At 68.3% G+C, this 21,576-nt stretch carries 18 protein-coding genes, 2 tRNA genes and 1 pseudogene; 12 read left to right on the forward strand and 9 right to left on the reverse strand.

Features of this window, described 5'->3' with window-relative positions; translation table 11 throughout:
* Window positions 1-108 precede the first annotated feature (108 nt).
* Complete coding sequence (locus ISP_RS07860; protein WP_141748528.1) at window positions 109-540, forward strand: hypothetical protein; 432 nt, start codon at window positions 109-111, stop codon at window positions 538-540.
* 397 nt (window positions 541-937) lie between these two features.
* Window positions 938-3,625 carry an ATP-binding protein gene (locus ISP_RS07865; protein WP_014466675.1) on the forward strand — a complete coding sequence of 896 codons (2,688 nt, stop codon included), beginning with the start codon at window positions 938-940 and terminating at the stop codon, window positions 3,623-3,625.
* A 31-nt stretch (window positions 3,626-3,656) separates the two neighbouring features.
* On the opposite strand, the gene ISP_RS07870 is transcribed toward ISP_RS07865, so the two are convergent.
* A tRNA-Ala gene (locus ISP_RS07870) sits at window positions 3,657-3,742 on the reverse strand.
* A 410-nt stretch (window positions 3,743-4,152) separates the two neighbouring features.
* Here ISP_RS07870 and ISP_RS07875 point away from each other — a divergent pair.
* Window positions 4,153-4,575, forward strand: coding sequence for a MarR family winged helix-turn-helix transcriptional regulator (locus tag ISP_RS07875; RefSeq protein ID WP_013223354.1), 423 nt, complete (start codon window positions 4,153-4,155; stop codon window positions 4,573-4,575).
* Window positions 4,576-4,614: 39 nt separating this feature from the next.
* Window positions 4,615-6,177 (forward strand): carotenoid oxygenase family protein, encoded by a 1,563-nt coding sequence (locus ISP_RS07880; protein ID WP_013223355.1) that lies wholly within the window; start codon window positions 4,615-4,617, stop codon window positions 6,175-6,177.
* On the opposite strand, the pseudogene ISP_RS07885 reads toward ISP_RS07880, so the two are convergent.
* A pseudogene (locus ISP_RS07885) lies at window positions 6,172-6,524 on the reverse strand (MmyB family transcriptional regulator); the annotation flags it as partial. The gene ISP_RS07880 and the pseudogene ISP_RS07885 overlap by 6 nt on opposite strands.
* Window positions 6,525-6,583: 59 nt before the next feature.
* Window positions 6,584-7,120 carry a MarR family winged helix-turn-helix transcriptional regulator gene (locus ISP_RS07890; RefSeq protein ID WP_013223356.1) on the reverse strand — a complete coding sequence of 179 codons (537 nt, stop codon included), beginning with the start codon at window positions 7,118-7,120 and terminating at the stop codon, window positions 6,584-6,586.
* A 105-nt stretch (window positions 7,121-7,225) separates the two neighbouring features.
* Here ISP_RS07890 and ISP_RS07895 point away from each other — a divergent pair, with 105 nt between their 5' ends.
* The 4 genes from ISP_RS07895 (at window position 7,226) to ISP_RS07910 (ending at window position 10,036) form a co-directional block, all read left to right on the forward strand.
* Complete coding sequence (locus ISP_RS07895) at window positions 7,226-7,606, forward strand: DoxX family protein (protein ID WP_013223357.1); 381 nt, start codon at window positions 7,226-7,228, stop codon at window positions 7,604-7,606.
* A gap of 52 nt (window positions 7,607-7,658) precedes the next feature.
* Window positions 7,659-8,600, forward strand: coding sequence for an NADP-dependent oxidoreductase (locus ISP_RS07900; RefSeq protein WP_013223358.1), 942 nt, complete (start codon window positions 7,659-7,661; stop codon window positions 8,598-8,600).
* Window positions 8,601-8,695: 95 nt separating this feature from the next.
* Window positions 8,696-9,124, forward strand: coding sequence for a DUF6069 family protein (locus ISP_RS07905; RefSeq protein WP_013223359.1), 429 nt, complete (start codon window positions 8,696-8,698; stop codon window positions 9,122-9,124).
* Window positions 9,125-9,157: 33 nt separating this feature from the next.
* Window positions 9,158-10,036 carry a dioxygenase family protein gene (locus ISP_RS07910; RefSeq protein ID WP_014466677.1) on the forward strand — a complete coding sequence of 293 codons (879 nt, stop codon included), beginning with the start codon at window positions 9,158-9,160 and terminating at the stop codon, window positions 10,034-10,036.
* 136 nt (window positions 10,037-10,172) lie between these two features.
* Here ISP_RS07910 and ISP_RS07915 read toward each other — a convergent pair whose 3' ends face one another.
* From ISP_RS07915 to ISP_RS07925, 3 genes are read right to left on the reverse strand one after another with little or no spacing between them, the layout of a single operon-like run.
* Entirely contained in the window at window positions 10,173-11,108 is a 936-nt protein-coding gene (locus ISP_RS07915) for a hydroxymethylglutaryl-CoA lyase (protein WP_013223361.1), read from the reverse strand.
* A gap of 1 nt (window position 11,109) precedes the next feature.
* Window positions 11,110-12,756, reverse strand: coding sequence for an AMP-binding protein (locus ISP_RS07920; protein ID WP_013223362.1), 1,647 nt, complete (start codon window positions 12,754-12,756; stop codon window positions 11,110-11,112).
* Window positions 12,753-14,429 carry a CocE/NonD family hydrolase gene (locus ISP_RS07925; RefSeq protein WP_014466678.1) on the reverse strand — a complete coding sequence of 559 codons (1,677 nt, stop codon included), beginning with the start codon at window positions 14,427-14,429 and terminating at the stop codon, window positions 12,753-12,755. The genes ISP_RS07920 and ISP_RS07925 overlap by 4 nt, the downstream gene beginning before the upstream one ends.
* Before the next feature lie 165 nt (window positions 14,430-14,594).
* Here ISP_RS07925 and ISP_RS07930 point away from each other — a divergent pair, with 165 nt between their 5' ends.
* Window positions 14,595-15,698, forward strand: coding sequence for a GAF domain-containing sensor histidine kinase (locus ISP_RS07930; RefSeq protein WP_230468735.1), 1,104 nt, complete (start codon window positions 14,595-14,597; stop codon window positions 15,696-15,698).
* A 20-nt stretch (window positions 15,699-15,718) separates the two neighbouring features.
* Complete coding sequence (locus ISP_RS07935) at window positions 15,719-16,297, forward strand: response regulator transcription factor (protein WP_230468736.1); 579 nt, start codon at window positions 15,719-15,721, stop codon at window positions 16,295-16,297.
* Window positions 16,298-16,435: 138 nt separating this feature from the next.
* Here ISP_RS07935 and ISP_RS07940 read toward each other — a convergent pair whose 3' ends face one another.
* The 3 genes from ISP_RS07940 to ISP_RS07950 all read right to left on the reverse strand — a co-directional run bounded on the left by ISP_RS07940 (window position 16,436) and on the right by ISP_RS07950 (window position 18,413).
* Entirely contained in the window at window positions 16,436-17,554 is a 1,119-nt protein-coding gene (locus ISP_RS07940) for a tyrosine-type recombinase/integrase (protein ID WP_013223366.1), read from the reverse strand.
* Between the two features lie 119 nt (window positions 17,555-17,673).
* Window positions 17,674-17,982: a helix-turn-helix domain-containing protein gene (locus ISP_RS07945; RefSeq protein ID WP_013223367.1), complete on the reverse strand. Its 309-nt coding sequence runs from the start codon at window positions 17,980-17,982 to the stop codon at window positions 17,674-17,676.
* 358 nt (window positions 17,983-18,340) lie between these two features.
* Window positions 18,341-18,413, reverse strand: a tRNA-Ala gene (locus ISP_RS07950).
* A 269-nt stretch (window positions 18,414-18,682) separates the two neighbouring features.
* On the opposite strand from ISP_RS07950, the gene ISP_RS07955 reads away from it, so the two are divergent.
* Together ISP_RS07955 and ISP_RS07960 are read left to right on the forward strand one after the other, a co-directional pair.
* Window positions 18,683-20,860 carry an RICIN domain-containing protein gene (locus ISP_RS07955; protein ID WP_176742222.1) on the forward strand — a complete coding sequence of 726 codons (2,178 nt, stop codon included), beginning with the start codon at window positions 18,683-18,685 and terminating at the stop codon, window positions 20,858-20,860.
* A gap of 145 nt (window positions 20,861-21,005) precedes the next feature.
* Window positions 21,006-21,575, forward strand: a complete 570-nt coding sequence (locus ISP_RS07960; RefSeq protein WP_013223369.1) for an HdeD family acid-resistance protein — start codon at window positions 21,006-21,008, stop codon at window positions 21,573-21,575.
* Window position 21,576: the final 1 nt, after the last annotated feature.

Genomic DNA, 21,576 nt, shown 5'->3' on the forward strand with positions numbered 1-21,576 from the left:
GGAGGCATGAGGACATCCTTCCAGCAGAACCCCTGGTCCTGCTAACTCGGTGTCCACTACCCGGGGTGAACCTCACTCCTGATCTCGTACCCCAGCGGCAGCGACATCGTGTCGTCCGTTGCGTTTGCAGTGATCGCGGCGTCGGTGTGCTTCACGCCGGGGGCGGTGCTGTGGTGGATGCGCTACGAGTCGGTCCGGCGCACCGGCTGGCGAGCCGTGACGGTCCAGGCGGTGATCGTGAGCGAACCGGCAGGGTGCCTCGCCGTCGCTCTCGCCGCGGTCCCCGGGCCATCGGTGGATCCCGAGCGGAAGCTCGACTACGTCGTCCGGTACCGCGACGGCGAAGGTGCTCGGCTGCGGGGTGGAGCCAGCTTGTGGCACCGCCCTCCGCTGTTGGCGTTCGATCGCGCGCAGCCTGGGTGGGTCGGTGGCACGGGCCGCTCGTGCGTCGTCCTGTTCGCCGGCGGGGGCTGGGGTCCCCGCCGTCCGCGTGCTGTGCCCGCGACGTTCCTCGCCGACCTTCCCGCACGCCCGCAGTAGCGGGCCGGGGCCACCGAGATCAGGGAGCGGGGTCGTGCCGCCGTCGTGGGAGCGAGGAGGCGTAGGCCGGTGATGTGGAGTCCGATCAGCATCGGCAGGTGTGGATCGAACTGAAGCCGCCACCGTGTGGTCGTTACCGACCGACGGCGACGCCGACATCCGCTCAGCAGCATGAGCGCGCGTCGGCCGAGAGGGTGAGGCACTGTTGAGGCACAATCGGGCCATGCCGTTGTTCGAGACTTTGTGACCGGGAGTACTCGACCGCCCGATTTGCGCAGCGGGCCTGTCCTTGTCCGGTGGGAAGCGGCCATTCGAGTGAGAACAGCCCATTGGAGTGTGAATCATTGTCCGAACGGTGATCTGATGTGGGACCGGCGAAACCGGCGGGGGCAGGGTGATGACGAAATCGACGGCAGCGGTTCACCGTACGATCGTCGTGGTCGACGTCGAGGGGTTCGGCGCGTGGCAACGGACGAATCACCACCAGCTCGCGGTCCGGCGCGGGCTCTACAGCTGCCTGCGGACCTCCTTCGACCGAGCCGGCATCCCTTGGGAATCCTGTGAAACGGAAGACCGCGGTGACGGCGTCTTCGTCCTCGCGCCGCCGGAAGTGCCGAAAAGTCTCTTCGTGGAGTCACTTCCCGCCCGGGTGGTGGACGCACTCGCGGAGCACAACCACCTGCACGGGCCCGAAGCCCGCATCAGGTTGCGGCTCGCGGTGCACGCAGGAGAAATCAACTACGACGACCACGGCGTCACAGCCGCGTCGGTGAACCTGACGTTTCGCCTCGCGAACTCGTCCGAGTTGAAGGCCGCGCTGGCAGGGTCGCGGGGCATACTCGCCCTCATCACGTCGAACTGGTTCTTCGACGAGGTGGTGCGGCACAGCATCGCCGCCAGGCCAGGCACTTACCGAAATGTGACTGTCTCAGCCAAAGAGACCGTCACTTCGGCGTGGATCGCCCTGCCCGACAACCCCTACAGCGACATCGTCGACCCAGCGAGACAACCGAGTCCCGCAGCAGGCGCCGAACGCCCTGTGCTCCCTATACCCCGGCATCTCCCGGCGAGCACCGCCCATTACACCGGCCGCCTCCCCGACATCGCCAAGCTCGACTCGTTGCTTGTCGAGCCCGGGGCGAGCGGGCCCGGCGAGACCACGATATTCCTGATCGTCGGCGCTGCCGGTATGGGTAAGACCGCGCTGGCCGTTCACTGGGCACACGCGGTGAGAAGCCAATTCACCGACGGCGACATCTACATCGATCTGCACGGCTACGACCCGGTCGCGCCCACACCGCTCGAGCAGATCCTGGAACGGGTGCTCAGAGCGCTGGGTGTCACCACCCGGAACATGCCGGCGGACCTCGAGGGACAGACGGCGCTCTACCGCTCACTGCTGGCCGACCGGCGTGTCCTGATCGTTCTCGACAACGCCGCCACACCAGAGCAAGTCCGCCCGTTGCTCCCCGGATCGGCCACGTGCCGGGTGCTCATCACCAGTCGCCACCGGATGTCCGGTCTGGTCGCCCGAGAGGGCGCCGCCCGGTTGACCCTCGATCCGCTCCACCCGACGGAGGCGTACTCCCTCCTCGGGCAGATCGTCGGTGAAGACCGGGTCGCGGTCGAGGGTGCCGCGGCTGCCGAGATCACGCGCGCATGCGCATACCTTCCGCTCGCGCTGCGCATCGCCGCCGAACGCGTCGCCGCGCACCCCAGACTCACCCTTGCCGAACTCGCTCGCCAGCTGTCCGGCGAACGCGACCGGCTCGACCTGTTGGCCGCGGACGACGACGAGAGCACGGCGGTGCGCGTCGTGTTCTCCTGGTCCTATCGGGCGCTGCCGCCGGCCGTTTCCCACGTGTTCCGCTTGCTCGGCTTGCACTCCGGCCCGGACATCTCGCTCCCGGCTGCCGCGGCGCTGACCAACCTCACCATCGAGCAAACTCAGCGCAATCTCGACGCTCTCGCCAGCGTGCATCTCGTGGAGGAGGTCGACCACAACCGCTACCGTCTCCACGACCTGCTTCGGTTGTACGCTGCGGAACGCGCCGGCGAGGACGAAACCGAAGCCGACCGCAGTGACGCCAAACTGCGTCTGCTGACCTGGTACCTGCATTCCGCCGACGCCGCCGACCGTCAACTCGCACCACGTCGGCGACATGCCCCGCTCGGCGAACCACCCGTCGGCTGCCGTCCTCTGACCTTCGAAACCCAGGGGCGCGCTTGGCAATGGTGCGAGGCGGAACGCCTCAACCTCGTCGCCGCGACTCGACAGGCCTCGGCCGAGGCGCACCTGGACATCGCTTGGCAACTCCCGACCGCGTTGTGGGGCTATTTCACCCTGCGGACTCCCTGGGTCGACTGGATCAGCGCCTACCGTATCGGGCTCGCCGCGGCCGAGCAGCAGGCCGACCGGAGCGGATACGCTTGGCTGCTCGCGGGTCTGGGAATCGCGTACCGCAACCTCCGCCGGTACGACGATGCGATCGACAGCTTCGAGCGCGCACTCGATGTCTGGCGCGAACTGGGCGACCGTTACGCCGAGGCGTGGACCCTGGGAAGTCTGAGCATCGCCCTGTGGGAGCTGGAGAGGTTCGCCGATGCCTTGGCCCGTTCCCAGGAGGCTCTCACCTTGTTTCGCACAGTGGACAGCCCGTACGGCGAGAGCCAGGCCCTGCACTGCTTCGGCGACGCCTGCCGCGGTCTCGGACGGTACGTCGAGGCGATTGACTATCTCCAACAGGCACTGCACTTGCGACGGGGGAGCGGCGACCCGGGCGGTGAATCCCAGATCCTCAAAAGCCTCGGGGACACCTACCGGGACCTCGACGAACTCGACAAGGCCGAAGAGCATTACCGGCAGGCGCTCGGGATGTGGCGTGAGGTCGGCGACCGCTGGAGCGAAGCGAGGAGCCTCACGGCGATCGGTGACATAGCGAAGATCCTCGGCAACCTCGACACGGCGGTTGAATGCTGGCGTCAGGCACTTGAGATCTGCGAGGAACTCGGTGCCCCACAGACCGCGGAGATCGACGCCCGGCTGAAACACGCGGCAAACGCATCTTCAGACAAGAGGCAATGAACTGACGAACCGGTCGTGTGGTTCGTCAGTGCGCGAAGTAAGGGGACTCGAACCCCTGACCCCCTCATTGCCAGTGAGGGTCGATCATCGTCCTGACCTGCGGTGATAGAGAATCGCCTAGTGAAATGATGGGCTTGACCGCCGTTGCTTGCAACGGTGTGTTGTTGAGTGCGGTTGTGACAGGGGGTTTGCCCCAGCTGCGTCCCAGCGAAAATTGGTGAGAGGAATGGCCGCGCTCGTCCGGACATCCAGTGCGGCCGACAGACGAGTCATGCCTGGATCCAGGCGAGCAACGTCGGACCCGGCTGAGTCGAGTAGCCGGAGCCCGCAGCCAAGCGGCGTCAGGTGTACGGCCCGCGCGCAGGCTGAGTTGTCGCTGAGCGTGGTCCGCCGGGATGCGCGCCGGCCGCCGCTCGAGGCCATGGCCACTGTCGAGCCTGGGAGCATCGCTCCTTGGGTGGCGGCTCGGCTGCACATCATGAAGAGCCAGGGTTGACAGTTGTAGACTACAACTCAATACTGGTGACATGGCCGCTCGGAACCAACTCGTCGACGCGCTGCACGAGGCGATCATCTTGTTCTCCCGCAACACGCGGGTGCGGGCGAACCAGATGTACGACGGGATGTCCTTCGTCGCGTACTCGGTGCTGTCCTATGTCGGAGGACGTCGGGATGCCACCGCATCGGGCCTGGCTGACTCCTACCACCTGGAGAAGTCCACGGTCAGTCGTCAGCTGTCCGAGTTGGAGGCCGCGGGCCTGCTGCGACGGTCCGCGAACACCGACCAACCCCGCACCAAGCGGTTGGAGTTGACCGCGGAAGGTCGACGTCGATTGCTCGATATTCGCGCTCATCAGCGAAATGGCCTCCAGGAGCGCCTCAGCTCCTGGTCCGATGAGGACGTCACCCGATTCGCTGAGCTCTTCGGTCGTTTCGTCCACGACCTCTGACCTTCGAGCGTTCCATCACCCACGCAAGGGAGCGTTGTCATGCCGCAGCCCGATCTTCGTCGTGCCCTCATTGAGGAGGAGCAGCGGATCGACGCCGAGATGGATCTCGAGGCGCACAATGCCAAGAGCCCCTACAACGTTGCCGGGTACCGGCCGGTGCGCAGGGAGCTGTCGCACTCACCGGTCCGCATCAGCGGCACTCTGCCGGCCGACCTCGACGGCGCGTACCTCCGCAACGGCACCAACACGCAGTTCGACGACTCCAAGGTCCGCCTGCACGCGTTCTCCGGCGCCGGCATGATCCATGAAATCCAGATCCGGGACGGCGCGGCCACCTACTCCAACTTCTACGTTCGCACGCCGCGGTTCGAAGCCGACCGCGCAGCGGGACGCGAGGTCTACGCCGAGTTCTCCGATCTGGTGGCCGGAAGGCCGGGTGCGCAGAGGTTGGAGCTGGTCGAGAAGAAGATCGAAGCCGGCATGGTGCCGCCGCTCGACCCGTTCGAACGCACCCCCGGCTCCACCTCGATCCGCTACCACCACGGCCGGCTCTACTGCCTGCAGGAGACCGGCTACGCGTTCGTGCTCAACACTCAGGTCGATGCCGATGGCCGGCTCGTGCTCGACGGCACCGGCACCCTGGAGACATGGGACGGCGAGTGGGAAGGCCCGTTCTCGGCCCACCCACGAATCGACCCGGACAGCCACGACGTCTACAACATCAGCGTGGAGCGTTCCGGCCGGATCATCGCGGGCCAGATCCATGAGGGTGAGCTCGTCGCCCAGGCCGAGGTACACCATCAGACCTCCGAGACCGGCTCGATGGGCTGGCTGCACGACTTCTTCCTCACGGCCGGTCATCTGGTGTTCCCCGACATCTCGGTCCGAGTTGCGCCCACTGGACTCACCGGCCCCGACGGCAGCCTGTTTCACCACGACGGCGAGTACCGGATGCGCTGGGGAGTGGTTCCCCGCGTCATCGACGAGAACGTGGGCGTCCAGTGGTTCGAGACGGACCACGTCGGCACCATCTGGCACGTCATCAACGGCTGGGAACAGACCGGGGAGGACGGTCACGCCCAGATCGTGCTGCACTCGCCCGTGTTCGCCGGCTATCCGGCCGGCATCCCGATCCACACCCCCGAGGAGCCCCCGGCTCAGGTCAAGACCTGGGTACTGGATCTCGACACCGGCAAGGTCGTCGACGACCGCCTTCTGCTCGACCACGGCTACGAGCGACCCAGCCTGAACCTGGACTACGTCGGCCGTCCCAGCCGCTACTGCTACCTGCTCGACGAGCACGGCGACGGATACATGGGGAAAGGCGTGCTGAAGTACGACCTCATCGACGAGAAGGAAGTCGCTTACCTCGACTACGGCGACATGTATGGCGGCGAGGCTCTGTTCGTTCCGCGTAGCGGCTCGACCGAGGAGGACGACGGATACCTTCTCGACCTGCTCATGGCCGCCGAGAGAGCCGAACTGATCATCATCGACGCTCGGACGATGATCGAGCTCGCTCGCCTGCACCTGCCCCAACGGGTGCCGTTCGGAGTGCACGCCACCTGGCTGACCACCGAAGAGATCGCCCGGCTGGCTTAGGCCGTCCGCGGTCGCCGTGCCGGCGGGCGCGGTGTAGACGGTCAGGTGCAGGCCGGGGTCGGCAGGCAGCTCCATCGACTCGACGTCCAGGTCGAGCCGGCCCACTACCGGCTGGTGCACACGCTTGCGTGCCGGTGGAGCCGAACGTCCTGAGATGCCCACCGCTGCCGATTGCGGCCGGCTTCCATGCGTGCCGGCGCGGCTGCTGCGCTCCATGCGCACGTAGTAGTCGACCGATACCCCTGCTGGTAGAGCTACCTCTTCGCGACGCAGGCCTTTGACCGGCGGTTGCCGCCGTAGGCGGGCAGCCTGGCCCGCTCGGGCGTGATCCGCGCGCGACTTCGCATGGATGCCCGAACCCACGACGAACGGAATGGCTGACCGATGCGTTCAGGGTGACGTTCCCTCATTTGTCCGTAGTGGACGTCCGGGTGTGGTCGGCGACGGTATCGAACGGCACCCCGTCGAGGCAGGGATCGTTCGGGTCGATGGCACGGACGACGCGGCGGCTGATGTCGCGTAGCTGACGCTGTTGGGTGTTGGTGAGGGTGTCGAACACGAGCCGCCGTACTTCGGCGACGTGTCCCGGTGCCGTGGCGACGACTTTGTCCCAGCCGGTGTCGGTCAGGATCGCCAGGGTGAAGCGCCCGTCGGTGGGATCGGGGGCGCGGCGGACCCAGCCGCGTTTCTCCAGCCGGGCGACGACCTGCGACAACCGCGCCAGTGAGCCCTCGGCGAAGGCGGCGAGCACGCTCATCCGCAGCGTGTGCTCGGGTGTCATCGACAGGCCGGCGAGTACCTGGTACTCGAAGTGGCTGATCTGCGCGTCGCGCTGGAGCTGTGCGTCGATGGCCACCGGGAGCCGTGCGAGCATCCCGGTCAGGGTGAGCCAGGTCTGCAGCTGCTCTTCGTCGAGCCAGCGCGGCTCCGCAACATCACTCATGCCCCCGAGGATAACTCGCCTGTGACCAAAGATGACTTGCATCTTTAAGTCATCGCGGCCTAGTGTCACTTAAAGCATTAAGTCATCGAGTGGCCGGAGGGCCTTGTGAACATCGTCTTGTGGATCATCGCCGGTCTGCTCGCCGCCGCTTTCGCCGCTGCTGGTGCGATGAAGCTGACGCAGCCGAAAGAGAAGCTCGCCGCGTCCGGCATGGCCTGGACCGAGGACGTCAGCCCCGGCCTGGTCAAGCTGATCGGCGGCCTGGAGGTCCTCGCCGCGATCGGCCTGATCCTGCCCGCCGTGCTCGACATCGCCCCCGTCCTGGTGCCGTTCGCCGCACTCGGCCTCGTCCTGATCATGATCGGCGCGATCGTGACCCACGCCCGTCGCAAGGAGACCCAGGCCATCGGCATCAACGTGGTCCTGCTGCTGCTCGCCGCCGTCGTCGTCTGGGGCCGGTTCGGCCCGTACTCCTTCGGCTCCTGAGCTGACATGTCACATCCGGCCATCCCGTAACGCCACATTCAAGGAGCACCTCATGCGCGCAATTCACGTCCCGGCCGCCGGCGAGCAGCCGCAGGTCGGTGACCTGCCCGTCCCCGCTGTTGCCGACGGCTCCGTGCTGATCCGGGTCAAGGCCGCTGCGCTGAACCCGGTCGACAACGCCATCGCCGCCGGCTACCTCGCCGGCATGCTGCCGCACGAGTACCCGCTGGTGCTCGGCCGTGACGCCGCCGGTGTCGTGGAGGCCGTCGGCGCCGGTGTCGAGCACGTCAAGCCGGGCGACGAGGTGTTCGGCCACGTGCTGCTCGCACCGCCGGTGCAGGCCGGCACCCTCGCCGAGTACGCCGTCCTGCCCGCTGCCGCGGTCGCGATCAAGCCCGCCGCCCTCTCGTTCGTCGAGGCTGCCGCGCTGCCGCTGGCCGCCGCGGCCGCCGTGCAGGCTGTCGACGCCATCGAGGCGAAGCCCGGGCAGACCGTTCTGGTCAACGGCGCGTCCGGCGGCGTCGGCTCCTACGCCGTGCAGTTGCTGGCCGCCGGCGGGGTCACCGTCATCGCCACCGGCAGCGACACCGGCCGGCTCACCGGTCTCGGCGCGACCACGGTGGTGGACCGGGCGGCCGGACCGATCGCCGAGCAGGTTCTCGCCGCCTACCCCGGCGGCGTCGACGCCGTGGTCAACCTGTTCGGGCACAGCGCCGATGACATCCCGCTCGCCGCCGTGCGCCGCGGCGGCAAGGTATCCGCCCTCACCCAGGTGCCCGAGGCCGACGCCGGTACCGCCGCGGGCGTCACCGTGACCCCGATCATGGCCGCGGCCGTCCGGGAAGTCACCGGACCGCTCGCCGAGCAGGCCGCCGCCGGCACCCTCAAGGTCGACGTCGGCTCGGTCATCACCCTCGACCAGGCCCTCGACGGGCTCGCCACCATCGCCGCCGGACACGCCAAGGGTAAGACCGTCGTCACTCTCGACAACTGATCACCAGCGCAAGACGGGTAGGGCTCCTCGCCCGCTGAGCCCTACCCGTCTCCCCGTCGCCAATCCCGCCCGCACGACTTGCCGAAGGATTCTTCATGACCACCAGCGCTCCCGCCACCAAAGCCGCCTGGAGTTCCACCCTCGCCGCCGCGGGAATCGGTGCCGTGGGCGGGTTGCTCGTCAACGCCGCCATCGCCTGGGCCGGTCAAGCCCTGCTCGGTGCCCCGGACGAGTTCCGGCAACTCACCCTGCCCGTCTACGGTCCGCTCACGATCATCGGCGCGCTGGCCGGCGCGATCGGCTGGCGCCTGATCGTCAACCGCAGCCGCAACGCCGCCCGCCTGCTGACCTGGCTCGTGCCCGCCGTCGTGGCGCTGTCCCTGATCCCCGACCTGATGCTGCTGTCCTCGAAGTCGCAGCCCGGCACCACCGTCGGCGGCGTCGTCGCTCTCATGCTCATGCACCTGGGGGTCGCCGCGGTGGCCGTTCCCGCCTACCGGCGGTTCATGCCGCCTCGCTCCTGACCGCAGCTCCTTCTCTCACCCCGAGGCGTGACCATGACGAACCGCAGCGTCCACGACCTGCTCAACCTGGCCAACCCGGCCGGTGCCTACGACGCGCTGCTGACCCGGGTGCTGCCGCAAGCGCGTGTCCAGCGCCGTTGGGAACCATCCGACGGGCCGCTGCCGTCGCTGTTCGTCAGCCACGGCGCCCCGCCCACCCTCGACGACCCGCAATGGCTCGACGACCTGTTCACCTGGGGACAGGCAATGCCCAAGCCCCGCGGGATCGTCATCGTCTCCGCCCACTGGGAGAACGCCCCCGCCGCGCTGTCCGGCTCGGCCGCCGGCACACCACTCTTCTACGACTTCGGCGGCTTCCACCCCCGCTACTACACCCTGCAGTACGCCACCCCGGACGCCACCGACCTAGCCCGCCGCATCGCCAGCACCATGTCCTCCACCGGACCTGTGCACCAGTTCACCGACCGCGGCCTCGACCATGGCGCCTTCATCCCGCTCATGGCGATGTACCCGGCCGCCGACGTGCCGGTCGTGCAACTGTCCATGCCCAGCCTCGACCCCCAAGCCCTGCTCAGACTGGGCCAGCGGCTGCGCCGGCTGCGCGAGGAAGGCATCCTCGTCATCGGCTCCGGGTTCATGACCCACAACTTCGCCGTCATGCGCAAACCCGCCCTCGTCGACTACACCATCGCCTTCGACACCTGGGCCGCCGACGCCATCAGCCGCGGCGACGTCGACACCCTCACCGACTACCGCGCCAAGGCACCCGGCGCCGACATCGCTCACCCCACCGCCGACCATTACGTACCGCTGCTGCTCACCCTCGGCGCCGCGACCGACCTGAGCACCGCGACCTCAGCCATCGAACGCATCCACTACGGCAACTCCATCCGCTCGATTCAGCTCGACTGACTCCGTGCGAAGCCTCAGCTCGCCCAGCGTGCCGGCGGGTAACCGCTTGCCGGTGCGCCGGCCGCTGACGGATTCTCCGGCCCGAACGTGGCGGCTGCCATGGCTCGCGCCGCTTCCTGGCCGTCGTTTCCGGGAGTCAGCGCGGTAGCGGGTCGCCGAGCGCCGTGACGGCACGGGACGGGCTGGGGCGGCCGAGTTTTGCGGCGAGCCAGATGCTGGTGTCGACCATCTTCTGCAGGTCGATACCCGTCTCGATGCCGAGGCCGTGCAGGTGCCACAGGAGGTCTTCGGTGGCGAGGTTCCCGGTGGCGCTGCCCGCGTAGGGGCAGCCGCCCAGGCCGCCGGCGCTGGCGTCGATCGTCGTGACGCCGTGGCCGAGCGCGGTGAAGGTGTTGGCCAGGGCTTGGCCGTAGGTGTCGTGGAAGTGCACGGCGATCGCGTCGACCGGGATTCCCGCAGCGGCCAAGGCGTCGAGCACGGCGACGACGCGGCCGGGTGTCGCGACCCCGATGGTGTCGCCCAGGCTGAGTTGGGTGCAACCGAGCGCCATCATCCTCGTGGCGACCTCGACCACGCGCTCGACAGGTACCTCGCCCTCCCACGGGTCGCCGAAGCACATGGACAGGTAGCCACGCACTCCAAGGCCCGCTTCGCGGGCGCGGGCAACGACCGGCGTGAACATCGCCAGGGATTCGTCGACCGTGCGGTTGAGGTTCCGCCTGGCGAACGTTTCGGTGACGCTGCCGAACACTGCGATGTCGCGCACGCCGGCCGCGAGCGCGCGCTCCAGGCCGCGCTCGTTGGGTACCAGGACGGGGTACCGCACTCCTGGTGCGAGGGTGATCGCGTCGAGGAGCTCTTCGGCATCGGCCAGCTGGGGAATCCACTTCGCGGGCACGAAGCTGGTCGTCTCGATGAGAGTGTGCCCGGCGTCGACCAATCGCGCGACGAATTCGGCCTTGACCTCGACCGGCAGCACGGCCTGCTCGTTCTGCAGCCCGTCCCGGGGGCCGACCTCGCAGATCGTCACCCGGGACGGCAGCCCGTGCAGCGGCGTTGTTCCGTAGTCCATGTCAGGCGTTCCTGATCGCGGCGGCTTCGCCGAGGTCGAGGATCCGGACGGACTTCTCCCGCATCTCGATCTTGCGGACCTTGCCGGTGACGGTCATCGGGAACTCGTCGACGACCAGGACGTAGCGCGGGATTTTGTAGTGCGCGAGCTTGCCGGTGGCGAAGGCCCGCAGGGTTTCGGCGGTCACCTCGGCCGCGTGATCGCGGAGCTTGACCCAGGCGCAGAGCTCCTCGCCGTACTTGACGTCGGGTACGCCGATGACCTGGGCGTCGACGATGTCGGGGTGAGTGTAAAGGAATTCTTCGATCTCGCGGGGGTAGATGTTTTCCCCGCCGCGGATGACCATGTCCTTGATCCGGCCGGTGATGTTGACGTAGCCGTCGGCGTCCATCACCGCGAGGTCGCCGGTGTGCATCCACCGGGCGGCGTCGATCGCCTCGGCGGTCTTCCCGGGGTCGTTCCAGTAGCCCAGCATGACCGAGTAGCCGCGGGTGCACAGTTCGCCCGCTTCGCCGCGGGGCACGGTCAGGCCGGTGGCCGGGTCGACCAGTTTGATCTCCAGGTGCGGGTGGACCCGCCCGACGGTCGAGACGCGCAGGTCGAGGGAGTCGTCCATGCGCGTCTGGGTCGAGACGGGGCTGGTTTCGGTCATGCCGTAGCAGATGGTGACTTGTTCCATGCCCATCCGGGACACGACCTGCTTCATCACCTCGACCGGGCACGGCGATCCGGCCATGATCCCGGTGCGCAGGCTGGAGAGGTCGTAGGCGGCGAATTTCGGGTGGTTGAGTTCGGCGATGAACAACATGGTCGGTACCCCGTAGAGCGAGGTGCACCGTTCTCGCTGCACCGCTTCGAGGGTCGCTTCGGGGTCGAAGCCCTGGGCGGGGATGACCATGGTGGCACCGTGGGAGGTGCAGGCCAGGTTGCCCATCACCATGCCGAAGCAGTGGTAGAACGGCACCGGGATGCAGACCCGGTCCGCCGGTGTGTAGCCGCAGAGTGCGCCGACGAAGTAGCCGTTGTTGAGGATGTTGTGGTGCGACAGGGTCGCGCCCTTGGGGAAGCCCGTCGTCCCCGAGGTGTACTGGATGTTGATCGGGTCATCGGGTGACAGCGCGGCCTGCGCCGCCGCCAGCCGGGCCGCGTCGCCGCACCGGCCGGCCGCGAGCAGTTCGTCCCATGCTCCCGACCCGATCAGCACCACCGAACGAAGCTCGGGACAGTTCCCGCGGACCTCTTCGATCATCCCGGCGTAGTCCGAGGTCTTGAACGCCCGTGCCGACACCAATACCGAGATCCCGGCCTGCTTCAGCACGTATTCGAGTTCGTGCGTGCGATAGCTCGGGTTGATGTTCACGAGGATGGCGCCGATCTTGGCTGTCGCGTATTGCAGCAGCGTCCATTCGGCCATGTTCGGTGCCCAGATTCCGACGCGGTCGCCCTTCACCACGCCGGTTTTCAGCAGACCCAGGGCGAGAGCGTCGACGTCGTCGCGCAGCTGCGCGTAGGTCCATCGTCGGTCCGTCGGGACCTCGACCAGCGCCTCCCGGTCCGGGTCCGCGGCGACGGTGCGGTCGAAATCGTCCCCGATGGTGTCGCCCAGCAAGGGCACCTCGGAGGGGCCGGAGGCGTAACTGCCGTTCACGCTCGACCTTCCGCCGGAGCGGGGACCACGGGGAGCACGACGCGGGAAAGCCGGGACGCGTCGTGGGCGATCACCTGCCGGGCCGGGCGCGACTGCGTGCCCAGGGGTTCGCCGGTGTTGAGGTTGCGGTCCCACCGGGGGAAGTTGCTGGAGGTGACGTGGACCCGGATGCGGTGCCCCGCGCGGAACACGTAGCTGGTGGACCACAGGTCGACGACCTGTTCGGTGAACTCGCCCGGCGTCGCCACCGCGCGGACGATGCCGTCGACGACGTTCCGGGAGACGCCGCGGGTGTCGACGTCGCAGAGCCGGACGACCCAGTCGGTCGTCGGCGCGTCGGTCGCCGCGGTGAGGTGGGCTCGGACGCGGCCGGTGACCTCGAGGTCGTCGGCGAGCGGGTCAGTCGTGTAGAGCAAGACGTCGGGCCGGGCTTCGATCTTGGCTTGGTCCAGGGGGCCGGGCGGGAACTCGTTGGACATCAGCAGGGCGCCGCCGGTGGTCGGCACCGGGTCGGCGGAGTCGTAGGTGAAGGCGCCGGTTTCTTCTTCGGTTTCCGGGGCGTCGAAGGCGAGCCGGTTGCCGGCGCGCAGGAACAGGTCGGTGTCGACGGCGCGGGCGAGGGGCCACTCCTGCTCCTCGCGCCACTGGTTGGTGCCCATGACGAACAGCAGGACCGGCGGCAGCTCGGGCTGCGAAGGTTCGTCGCCGGGGGAGAGCCACCGGCGGAGCCAGCCGAGTTCGAGGTCGGCGAATCGGCCGCGGAAGCCGAGGAGTTCGGTGCTGGCGGCCATCCCGAAGTTGACGTCGCCCAGGTATCCCATGGTGCCGGTGTGCGACCACGGGCCCATGATCAGGTTCGCGGGGCGGCCGGCCGCGCGCATCGCGGTGAAGTTGTCGAGGGTGCCCTGGCTGAAGATGTCGTACCAGCCGCCGGTGTGCAGGCTCGGCAGGTCGATCTCTGCCTGCCGGCCGGCGACGCGGCAGGAGTCGCTCCACTCCGGTTCCCGCCGGGACCGTTCGAAGCCGAGCTCGGGGATGCCGTGCCGTTCGAAGACGGGATGGTGGCCGGCGGGCAGCTCCCAGTAGGTGGTGTGCGCGACCGCGTCGGTGTCGCCGACCAGGGCCATGAGCGCCTGCCCCTGGGCCATCGGGTCGCCGGCGTACCGGCGGAGCAGCGTGTCCACGCCCTGCATGAGCGACCACGGCACGGTGATCCCGAGTTCTTGGGCCCCGCCGCGGGCGAAGAGCCCGTCGTCCGGCTCGGACCAAGTGACCATCGGCGAGATCGCCTTCAGCTCCGGCGGCTTGGCGAGCGCGGCCATCCACTGGGTGTTGCCCAGGTAGCTGGGCCCGAACATCCCGACGGACCCGTTCGAACCCGGGAGCGCCGCGGCCCAGCGGACGGTGTCGTAGCCGTCGTCCATCTCGTAGGTCCACGGCTCCCATTCGCCGTCGGAGGCGTAGCGACCCCGGGTGTCCTGGACGACGACGAGGAATCCGCGCCGCGCCCGGCCGACCGGGTCCATCAGGCCGGCCAGCATCGGCTGGTTCTTGCCGTAGGGCAGCCGGGCCAGCAGCACGGGCCACGGGCCGTCGGCCGTCGGCCGGTACACGTCGGCCCGCAGCACGACACCGTCGCGCATGGTGGCCGGCACGTCGTGTTCGATCGTCACGTCAAGCACAGGGGGCCTCGTTCCTCGCACCGATGAGAGCGACCGGACCCTGACAGACCGGCGAGACCCGCGGCACACCCGAACGGGTGTAGCGGCACGAACGCCGGTGCGGTGTCCTGAGCCGGGACCGTGACAGCAGCCTCCGGGGAAGTGTTTGATGTGGACATGCGGGTGCACTCGCTCCTCGAGCTGGAGGAGCAGTACGCGAACTTGCTCGCGGCGCTCGACCGTGGCGAGGCGTTGCGTCGCGCCCTGGCATTGCTCGCCGACGGTTCGGAAGTCGCGTGGACGGCCCGTCCGGACGCGGACGGCGTGCTGACGCTCGACCAGGTCACCGGCGACCGGACCGGCGTGCTCCGCGCCCTCCGGGTGCCGCCCAGCACGGGGCTGACCGGCAAGGTGTTCCGGGCCGGGCGCGCGGAGTGGGTCGACGACTACTTCGGCAGCCAGGAAATCACCCACGACTTCGATCGCCACATCGCCACCGAAAACGTGCGGCGCGTGCTGGCTGTCCCGCTGCTGCGCGACGGGGAGACGCTCGGGGTTCTCGCGATCGGCCCGCGGGAGGACGGAACGTTCGGCGACCGCGAGATCGAACACGCCTCGGCGATCGCGGCCCAGGCCGCGCTGGCGATCTCGCTCGCCGAACGCGCGCGGCTGAGCCGGGAGATCGCGGTTCACGAGGAGCGCCGGCGGATGGCGGCCGATCTGCACGACAGCGTCGGTGCGTTGCTGTTCGCCATCGGCTCGGGCATGGCCGATCTCGCCGAGTCCACCCAGGCCGATCCGGAACTGCGTGCTCGTCTCGAGGGGCTCCGGCGGCAGGCCGTGGACGCGACCACGGCGCTGCGCGAGTCGCTGCGCACGCTGCGCTCCTCGCCGGCCGCGCTCGCGCTCGGGGTCGCCTTGCGCGCCGACTGCGAGGCCTTCGCCGACCGCACCGGCCTTCCCGCCGAGCTCGTCATCCTCGACGAAGACCCGCCCGAACTCGCACCGTCCCGATCGGACACACTCCTCACCGCGGTCCGCGAAGCCCTGCTGAACGTTGAAAAACACGCCCACGCCAGCGCCGTCACCGTGTCGGTGCAGCACAGCAATCCCTGGCTCACCGTTGCCGTGCACGACGACGGCGTGGGACTCGGCCCGGACTACACGCCGGGTCTCGGTCTCACCAGCAGCGCCGAAGCGCTTGGCCGGCTGGGCGGTTCGGTCCGTGTCGTGTCCGATCCGGACGGTGGCACGATCTGGCGGGCCCGGTTGCCGTGCTGACTCGTGAGCGGACCCGGATCGTGATCGTGGACGACCACCCGGTCGTCCACGACGGCGTCGCGGCCCAGCTGCAGCGGTACCCGGACATGGTCGTCGTCGGCCACGCGGGCACCGGCGCGGAGGCGGTGACCGTCTGCGCCGCGGAACACCCCGACGTCGTGCTGCTCGACCTGCGGCTGCCCGACTGCCTCGCCGCCGACGTCGTGCCCGCACTGCACCGGGTCAGCCCGGACAGCCGCATCCTCTTGTTCACCGCGTTCCCGGAACACGTCGCCGTGGCACCGACCCTGGCCGCCGGCGCCTGCGGCATCCTGGTCAAACATGCCGGCGCCATTGCCATCCGTGATGCGATCCGCAGCGTCGTCCGCACCGGCGCCTTCCGAACCGGCACGCCCGCCTCGTCGACCGCACCGGTCACCGCCCGCGAGTACGACGTCCTGCGGCTCGTCGCGGCCGGGCACACCAACCCCGAGATCGGCACCGAGCTGAACCTGTCGATCAACACCGTCAAGACTTACCTGTGGACCGTGATGCAGAAACTCGCCGCCCGCAACCGAGCCCAGCTCATCGCCAACGCGCGCGGGCAGGGCCTGCTCTGACTCGTCCTTTGTGGACTAGCGGGCAACTGCCGGTGAAGACGGCTCCACTGCCGGACGGTCCGGTAGCGCAGTCGTTCCGTGCCTGGATCGCCATGCGCCGACCTGGCCAGCGATGAGTCCACGCAGGCGCGGTGGGCCTCAAGCGGCGAGTGCCAGGGGAGCGAGCGGGAAACGGTCCTCGAAAAGCGCCTGCAGAAGGCCGGGCAGCTCAGCGGGCAGGAGCTTGTCGCGGCAGGTCGAGACTGCGGCGGCTGACCAGCCGTCGTCGATCATCCAGGTTTTGTGGCTGTGTCGTAGGCCGTGGAAGGTGAGGCCGGGCTTGGCGGGTTGGAGGCGGATGGCGGGGTTGGGGATGTGGTGGTTGCCGTCGGCGGCGGGGCGGAAGGCTCGGCGGGAGAAGTTGCTGCGTCGGTGCCATTCGAGGTTGGGGGTGACGAAGACCTGGCGGTGGTTGTGGGTGGTCATGTGCCAGCGCAGGAGGCGGACGAGGAACGGGGGCAGGCTGATGGTTCGTTCGGACTCGTCGGTTTTGAGGTGGCTGAGGTAGAGCGGGCCGCTGCAAGGCTCGTGGAGCGCGCCGATGTCGGGGTCGAGGTAGATGGAGCCGGTGTCGTCGTCGTAGAGGTGGACGTTGTCGCGGTCGAGGCCGGTGAGTTCGCCCCAGCGGGCTCCGGTCCAGCCGCCAGTGACGATGAGGACTGCACCGCAGGGTCCGTACTTGAGGGCGACTTGGTCGGCGACGTGGAGGACTTCGGCGGGTTCGCCCCAGATCTTGCACGGGGTGCGCTGGGCGCGGCGGCGGCGGGCGACGAGGGGGTTTGCGGCGATCAGCTTCTCCGGTACGGCGTCGGAGAGCAGGAGTGAGAAGCATTTGATGATGCTGTCGACCGTGGTCTTGGCCAGCCCAGAGGCACGCAGCTTCTTCTCCCAGGTGCGGATGCCGAGGTTGGTGAGTTCGGAGAAGGTGGTGGTGCCCCAGCGGGGGAGGATGTGGATTTTGAGGAAGCTGCGGTAGTTCTCTTCGGTGCGTTGGTCGATGTCGAGGGAGTCGAGCCAGGCGGGGGCGAATTGGGCGATGGTGGTGCGGCCGTCTTCGGGGTCGATCCAGGTCCCGGTACGTTGTTCGTGGAGCATGGTGCTGATGTGGTCGTCGGCGGCGGTGGCGGTGGGGAAGCCGGAGATGGCGCCTTTGGTGCCGTCGGTGCGGCGGTAGCGGACTCGCCAGGTGTCGTCGCCGGCGGGTTCGGTCCAGGGCACGGTGAACTCCTGTGCTGTGGTGAGGGGGTCGCGTGGTGGTGCGTGTCCAGGACCGCTCCATAGGCGACAGAGGGGAAGCGTGTTCGGCGAAGAACCTCGTCGTGGTACCGGAACGGGTTTCAGTGACTGGTGCGGCGTCGGCGTCCGGGGCGACCGGTCTGGTCACGGTTGCTCGGTCCGCGGTGGCCTGCGGCGATGATCGCGCGGAGGTCGTCTTCGGTGAAGCGCAGGTGCTTGCCGACGAAGGTGCACGGGATGAGACGCTGGCCGGCTTTGCGGCGGAGCCAGGACTCGCCGACGGTCAGCCGCTCAGCCGCGGCTGCCGGCGTGTGGAGCAGCCGGCCTGCTTCATCGGTGGAGGAGTCGGCGGGCGGTAGTTCGAGCGCCACCGGGGCGGATCGCCGCAGGGCTTCATCGTCGGTCTGCATGGCTGCCTCGCAGTGAGCGACGGATCGTGGTCGCTGCTAACTCCGTCCAGCCGCATCGGAGGAGACAGGACTGCGGTGATGCGCGGCGAACCGCTTCGTGACGAGATTCGGCGAGGGAGCTGAGCTGCCGCCGATGGCATGAAGGTGCGCCCAAAGAACCTCTGGCGTCCACCTGTCCGAGGGACGCTGCTGGGGCACTTTTCGTGACCCCATTTCGCCGCCGTCGGCGCGGTGCCCCAGTTTTGCCCCAGCTACCCGCCGGTAGCTGAACTTCTTCTTGACGAAACTCAAGATCCGGTACAACGAAAAAACCGCCCTACCTGGATCTTCAAATCCGGTGGGCGGTGTTTCGTCACTGTGGAGCTAAGGGGACTCGAACCCCTGACCCCCTCACTGCCAGTGAGGTGCGCTACCAGCTGCGCCATAGCCCCGAGGCGAAGGTGAACTCCGCATCTCGTATGCCCACACATTACACCCCGCCCAGACCCCCTCCACGCGGGGGTCCCGGCAACGTCGTCAAGCGATCGACACCCCGCTCACCAGCATCTTCACACCTTATTTTTAGTCATGTATTGACCTCCGACTGTGGCCGCCGTTACATTTTGCGCGGTTGTGACGCCGAGGTCCCCGCCCGTTACGCCGCGTCTTCAAACCGGGCACACCTCTCGATGACGCCGCGCACGCGGCAGAGGAGGCTTCGATGACGAGACGGCGGGTGATGGCGCTGCTCGCGGCAGCGTCGGTTCTGGTCGGAAGCATGACGACGACAAGAGCTGAAGCCGCTGTTGCCCCGGACGGGTGGTACACCGTTGCCGCCGGGAACAGTGGGAAGTGCGTTGATGCCCGGGGCGCCGGGACAGCCGATGGGACCGTTGTCCAGCAGTACACCTGCAACCAGACCGCCTCGCAGCAGTGGCAGTTCCAGTCCACCGGGGACGGCTACTTCCGGATCAACGCCCGCACCAACCCGGCCGCCGCCTGGGACGTCACGAACGTCTCGACCGCCGATGGTGGCCTGCTCCAGCTCTGGACCTACGGAGGCGGCGCCAACCAGCAGTGGCAGGCCGTCGACGAAGGCGGCAACCGGTACCACTTCGTCAGCCGCAACAGTGGGAAGTGCCTCGACGTCCCCGGCGCCTCCACCGCCGATGTGCAGCTCCAGCAGTACACCTGCAACGGCACCGCCGCCCAGTCCTTCATGCTGACCCCCGTGAACACGAGCCAGCCGGGCCAGCCGGACTTCGGGCCGAACGTCGTGATCTTCGACCCGTCGATGCCGAGCTCGGCCATCCAAAGCCGGCTCGACAGCATCTTCGCCCAGCAGGAACGCAACCAGTTCGGCAGCCAGCGCTACGCCGTCATGTTCAAGCCCGGCACCTACGCCAACGACGTCAACGTCGGCTTCTACACGCAGGTACTGGGCCTCGGCCTGAGCCCCGACGCCGTCACGATCAACGGCGCCGTGCACGTCGAGGCCGACTGGTTCCCGCCGCAGAACGCCACCCAGAACTTCTGGCGCGGCGCCGAGAACCTGTCCGTGAACCCGAACGGGGGCGCCGACCGCTGGGCCGTCAGCCAGGCCGCGCCCTACCGCCGCATGCACGTCCGCGGTGACCTGCAGCTCGACGACGGCGGCTGGGCCAGCGGCGGCTGGATCTCCGACACGAAGATCGACGGCCAGGTCCGCTCCGGCTCGCAGCAGCAGTGGATCTCCCGCAACTCGCAGTTCGGCAGCTGGAACGGCTCGAACTGGAACATGGTCTTCGCCGGGGTCCAGGGCGCGCCCGCCAACACCTTCCCGGCGCCGCCCTACACGACCGTCGGCCAGACGCCGGTCGTGCGCGAAAAGCCCTTCCTCTACCTCGACAGCGCCGGGAACTACCAGGTGTTCGTCCCGAGTGTGAAGACCAACGCGGCCGGCACGACCTGGGCGAACGGCACCGCCCCGGGCACGTCGATCCCGATCGACCGGTTCTACATCGCCAAGCCCGGCGCCACCGCCGCCGACCTGAACGCCGCGCTCGCCGCGGGCAAGAACCTGCTGGTCACGCCCGGTGTCTACCACCTGAACCAGACGCTGCGCGTCACCCGTCCGGACACCGTCGTGCTCGGCCTCGGCATCGCCACGCTGACCCCGGACAACGGCCTCACCGCGATGACCGTCGACGACGTCGACGGCGTCAAGGTCGCCGGCCTGCTCATCGACGCCGGCACGACCAGCTCGGCCACGCTCATGCAGGTCGGCCCGGCAGGCTCGGCCGCGAACCACGCGGCGAACCCGACGTCGCTGCACGACGTCTTCTTCCGGATCGGCGGCGCCGCCGTCGGCAAGGCGGCCACCAGCCTGGTCGTCAACAGCAGCAACGTGATCGGCGACCACATGTGGATCTGGCGCGCCGACCACGCCGAGCGCAACGAATACGTCGGCTGGAGCACCAACACCGCCGACACCGGGCTCGTCGTCAACGGCAACGACGTCACGATGTACGGCCTCTTCGTCGAGCACTACCAGAAGACGCAGGTGGTCTGGAACGGCAACGGCGGCCGGACGTACTTCTTCCAGAACGAGATGCCCTACGACGTGCCGGACCAGGCGAGCTGGATGAACGGCTCGACGCCGGGCTTCTCCGCCTACAAGGTCGGCCCGAACGTCACCAGTCACGAGGCGTGGGGGCTGGGCAGCTACTGCTACTTCAGCACCAACCCGTCGGTCGCCAGCGCGCACGCGTACGAGGCGCCGAACACGCCGGGTGTCCGGTTCCACGACATGGTCACCGTCTCCCTCAACTACCAGGGCACGATCACGCACGTGATCAACAACACCGGTCCGGTGACGCCGTCCGGGACCAAGGCCGTCAACCTGGTGAGTTACCCCTGAGCACCGGCGTGCGCCGTGGTGGCGGCCGCGGCGCACGCCGGTCCTTTGTGGATACGCCCGAACGGGGTGTTCCGGGAGCCGGACGGGGTAATCCACGCGATACTGAGTGCTCCCAAAGCTGAATCCCTCGATCCGGGAGCGGCAGATGACCTCCTTCGCAGCGTTCACCGTCGTCGAACCCCGCAAAGCCTGGCCGCTGGTGGCCGTCCGCGGTGTGTTCGCCGTGCTCTTCGGGCTCTTCGCGCTGATCTGGCCCGGCGCCACCGTGCTCGTCCTGGCGATCCTGTACGGCGTGTACGCGATCGTCGACGGCATCGGCGGTCTGATGCAGGCGTTCCGCCCGGGCGACACCGGGCACCGGGTGGCCTACGGTGTCCTCGGTGCGCTCGGCATCGTCGCCGGGATCCTCGTCCTGGTCTGGCCCGGCATCACCGTCCTGCTGCTGGCCCTGCTGGTCGGCTTCTGGGCGATCATCACCGGCATCGCCGAGGTCGCCGCGGCGATCCGGCTGCGCAAGCAGATCCAGGGCGAGGCCTTCCTCATCCTGGCCGGCGCGATCTCGCTGATCGCGGGCATCCTCATCGTGATCAACCCGATCGCCGGCGCGTTCGGCATCGCGCTGCTCGTCGGCATCTACGCCCTCATCTACGGCATCGTGCTGCTGGTGCTGGCCTTCCGGCTGCGCAAGCTGGGAACAGCAGACGCGCAAAACTGAG

Source organism: Amycolatopsis mediterranei (assembly GCF_026017845.1).
GTDB lineage: Bacteria > Actinomycetota > Actinomycetes > Mycobacteriales > Pseudonocardiaceae > Amycolatopsis > Amycolatopsis mediterranei.